This is a genomic window from Trebonia sp. (assembly GCF_049794275.1).
GTDB lineage: Bacteria > Actinomycetota > Actinomycetes > Streptosporangiales > Streptosporangiaceae > Trebonia.
The window spans coordinates 1-4332 of sequence record NZ_JBARCR010000077.1 but is presented as its reverse complement, the minus strand read 5'-3'; the positions used below and the strand labels follow the sequence as shown (position 1 = coordinate 4332).

Genomic DNA, 4332 nt, shown 5'->3' with positions numbered 1-4332 from the left:
CGCCGGCACCGCTGCCGCCGCTCCCGGCGCAAGTGCCGATCACCTCGTCGAGGTCGAGGCACTCATCGGCGCGGAAGATGGCAGCGGACCGCACGGGGAAGGGTCGGGGACGATCGCTGTCGGCGCGGTCGCCGCCGCCGCCGGGGTGGTCGAGGAACCGGCCAGCTTGCCACCGCCGCGCCCTACGCAGCTCCCTGCCGACATCGGGGACTTCACGGGCCGCGAGGCGCAGGTCAGGCACCTGTCCGAGATGCTGGTCCAGGACGAGGCGGCGAGCAGCCCTGGCGCGGTGCGGATCGCCGTGGTGGCCGGGGCCGCGGGCCTCGGCAAGACGGCGCTGGCCGTGCACGCTGCGCACCAGGTCAGCTCGGCGTTTCCTGACGGCCAGCTCTACGTCGACCTGTTCGGGGCCAGCGCGCGGCCGGCGGCGCCCGGCGAGGTGCTCGCCAGGTTCCTGCGGGACGTCGGGGTGGACGGAGACAAGGTCCCGGTCGGTGACGACGAGCGCGCGGCGCTGTACCGGACCAGGCTGACCGGCCGCCGCATGCTCATCCTCCTCGACAACGCCAAGGACGCCGCCCAGGTCCGGCCGCTGCTGCCGGGCAGCGCATCCTGTGCCGTCCTGGTGACTACGAGAAACCGGACACCAGACCTGGCCAGCACCCGGTTCGTGGACCTGCACGTCCTTGAGGACACCGAGGCGCTGACGCTGTTCTCCCGGATCGTCGATGACGACCGGCCTGCCGCCGAGCCGGATGCCACGGCGGAAGTGCTGCTCGCCTGTGCCGGGCTGCCGCTCGCCATCCGGATCTGCGCGGCCCGGCTGGCAGCGCGCACGCACTGGCGGATCGCCACCCTGGCGAACAGGCTGCGGAACGAGCAGCGGCGACTTGACGAGCTTGAGACGGGAGACCTCGCGGTCCGGTCCAGCTTCCAGGTGAGCTACGACAGCCTGCACGCCGGACGGCACGGCATCAATCCCGCGCGGGTGTTCCGGTTGCTCGGCCTCTGGCACGGCGCGTCGATCAGCCTGCCGGCCGCCGCGGCCCTGTTCGGCGAGTCCGACGACGACGTGGCCGACGCCCTGGAAACCCTCGTCGACGCGAACCTGCTCGAGTCGCCGGCCGCGGACTGGTACCAGTTCCACGACCTGCTCCGGGTCTACGCGACGGAGCGCGCCCAGGAAGAGGAATCGGAGGCGGACCGCACCGAGGCCGTCGGGCGGCTGCTGCGGTGGTACCTGGAGACCGGGGAGGCCGCCGCGGACGCGGTCGCGCCGCGCCGTTACCGGGTGCCCCGCGAGCCCGCGGCACCGGGCTATCCGCCGCTCGAGTTCGGCGCCGTGGATGAGGCCCTGGCCTGGTACGGCGACGAGCGGGCCAACGTCGTGACCGCGACCCTGCAAGCGGCTGCCGCGGGACTCCATGACATCGCCTGGCGGCTGCCGCCGAACCTTTTCCCGCTGTTCAACAGGCGGGGCAACTGGACGGACTGCGTGACGAGCCACCGGGTGGCCGTGGAAAGCGTGCGCAAGACCGCCGACAGGCTCGGCGAGGCGTGGGTCCTCGACAGGCTCGGCTGGTCGCTGGCCCGGCTGCGGGACGAGGAAGCGTTCGGCTACCTCGAGCAGGCCCTGGCCATCCGGCGCGAGCTCGGTGACACGAGGGGAGAGGCACAGAGCGCGATCGGGCTCAGCGAGGGGTACCTCAAGGTGCGCGGCCCTGGCGAGGAAGCCGTGAAGTACCTGCGGCATGCCGCGGACCTGCTGCGGCCGACGGACATGCTGTCCCTGCGGGCGGTCGCGCTGAACAACCTCGGCGAGGTCCACCTCGACCTCGGTGACCTGGATGCGGCCGCGGAGTGCTGCGCGGAGGCCAGGGACATCTGGCGGGAGATCGGGGGATACGGCGAAGGGTGGGCGCTGCACAACCTCGGCCGGGTCTACCTGGCTCTCGGCCGCGTCGGTGACGCGGCCACCAGCCTGACGGACGCGATAGGCGCGCACCGCGCGTCCGGCGAACTTGCCGGCCAGGCGACGGCCCTCAAGTACCTCGGGCATGCGCGCCTGGCGGCCAGTGACCCTGGCGAGGCGCGGACCTCGTGGACGCAGGCGCTGTCGATATTCGAGCAGATCGACGAGCGCGCGGAGGCGGCGGAGGTGGCGGCGTCGCTCGCTTCGCTGCCGCGTTCGTAACTGCGTGACCATTGATTGAATAGCGCCACACACGTTTCGAGATTCCCTTTCAGTAGGGGAAACGTGGCGCGAACATTCCCGGCGATCTATATGGACCGGGGTGATTTCCCGCGAGCCTCGTTACTAGAATTGGGCCCGACGGGGCATTCATTTATGCCGAGTATTCCCCTGGCAACCGGGACAGCCAGGGTTTCCTGGGCTGCGGGGCCGGGGGCGAGAGAAGGAGCGGGGAAATGAGCGAAGAGCGTCCAGCGACAGTGACTCCCGAGACAGTGACTCCCGAGACCGTGACTCCCGAGACGGTCACGCCGGAAACCGTGACCCCTGAGACTGTCACGCCGGAGACCGTCACCCCGGAAACGGTGACTCCCGAGACTGTGACCCCGGAAACGGTCACACCGGAGACCGTGACCCCGGAGGACGAGGACTAAGTCCGAAGCGGTCGGCGCGCCGTCATCACGGCGCCGTGCGTGCGGTGCGGAACGCTAGCATCCGCATGCACGTTGTTTCTCGGCTAGACTTCACTGGCGCATCGCAGATATCCGTATGAGGAGTGACTGACCGTGCCTGAGGTCCGTATCGAAGCCGAGCTGCGTAACGAGTTCGGCAAAGGGGCAGCCCGCCGTACCCGCCGGGCGGGTCGCGTGCCCGCTGTCATCTACGGCCACGGTGCGGAGGTCCGCCACCTGTCGCTGCCCGAGCACGAGCTGATGCTCGCGCTGAAGACGCCGAACGTCCTCATCCGGCTCGAGGGCCTCCCCGGCCGCGCCGGCCTGGCGCTGCCGAAGGCGGTGCAGCGGAACGCGATCAGGGGCGATATCGAGCACGTCGACCTGATCGAGGTTCGCCGCGGCGAGAAGGTCACCGTCGAGATCCCGGTCCGGGTGACCGGCGAGGTCTACTCCGGTGGCATGCTCGACCAGCAGCTGGTGCAGATCCCCGTCGAGGCCGAGGCCACAAACATTCCCAACGGCGTTGACGTGGACGTCACGGACATGGAGGTCGGCGCGGCGGTGCACGCCAAGGACCTCGTGTTGCCGGAAGGCAGCACGCTCCAGATGGACCCGGAGGCGCTCGTCCTGCACGTGCTCGCCGAGCGGACCCAGGAGCAGATCGACGCCGAGCTCGGCGAGGGCGCAGAGGCCGGCGAAGAGGCCGAGGTTCCGGAGCCGGTTGCTCCGGCCGAGGCTCCCGAAGGGGAGTAGCAAGACCGGCACTCCATGGCCGACGAACGCTGGATCATCGCTGGCCTCGGCAACCCGGGGCCAGAGTACGCGGGCACCAGGCACAACGCAGGGCAGCTGGTGCTCGTCGAGCTGGCCGGGCGGATGGGCGCGCGGTTCAAGGCGCACCGCACTCGCAACGACGTCGCGGAGGGCCGTCTCGCCGGCCAGCCGGTGACCCTGGCCAGGCCGCACGCGTACATGAACCTGTCCGGCGGCCCGGTGGCTGCGCTGGCGGCCTTCTACAAGCTTTCCCCCGAACGGATCGTGGTGCTCCACGACGAGCTGGACATTCCGTTCGGCGCGGTAAGGCTCAAGCTGGGCGGCGGTGACAACGGCCACAACGGCCTCAGGTCGGTCACCGCCTCGCTCGGCACCCATGACTACTACCGTGTCCGCTTCGGCATCGGCCGCCCGCCCGGCCGGATGGAGGCGGCCACGTACGTGCTGCGCGACTTCACGGCGGCCGAGCGCAAGGAACTCCCGTTCGCCACCGACCGCTGCGCCGACGCCACGGAGACCCTGATCAGCAAGGGCCTCACCGAAGCCCAGAACCTGTACCACACCGACCCCGCGTCCGGCTGAGCTGCCAGCGCAGCGCTAAGGCCCGCGTCGGCTGAGGCTTTGGATCATCCCGAACGTAGGGTGGCGACTCTCCCGGCTCCTCGCCTCCACTCCAGGCTGGCCGCCCGCCTCGGTCCGATTCAGCGGATGTCGTGATCGACACGTACGACGAGACAGATGAGATCGGCGAGCCAGCCCTGTGGGCATGACGTGACCGGCACGCTTAGCCGGGGTGACAGCTAGACTGGACAGGTCGCGCATCATGACAGCATGAGTGCTGATGCTATGATGCTGATATGCGTACCACGGTGACCCTGGATCCTGATGTCGAGGCGAGGCTGCGGGAGGTCG

General features: G+C 69.9%; 4 protein-coding genes. All 4 read left to right on the top strand.

Going from position 1 to position 4332, the window contains the following annotated elements; translation table 11 throughout:
* Positions 1-2194: ATP-binding protein (locus WA805_RS02145; protein ID WP_425241519.1), on the top strand; the 2194-nt coding region annotated here is incomplete at its 5' end.
* A gap of 233 nt (positions 2195-2427) precedes the next feature.
* The gene (locus WA805_RS02140; RefSeq protein WP_422275612.1) at positions 2428-2625 is read left to right on the top strand and encodes a hypothetical protein; all 198 of its coding nucleotides are present in this window, start codon (positions 2428-2430) and stop codon (positions 2623-2625) included.
* Between the two features lie 132 nt (positions 2626-2757).
* Positions 2758-3399 (top strand): 50S ribosomal protein L25/general stress protein Ctc, encoded by a 642-nt coding sequence (locus WA805_RS02135; protein WP_422275610.1) that lies wholly within the window; start codon positions 2758-2760, stop codon positions 3397-3399.
* 15 nt (positions 3400-3414) lie between these two features.
* Positions 3415-4002 carry an aminoacyl-tRNA hydrolase gene (gene pth / locus WA805_RS02130; protein WP_425241518.1) on the top strand — a complete coding sequence of 196 codons (588 nt, stop codon included), beginning with the start codon at positions 3415-3417 and terminating at the stop codon, positions 4000-4002.
* The last annotated feature ends 330 nt before the right edge of the window (positions 4003-4332 follow it).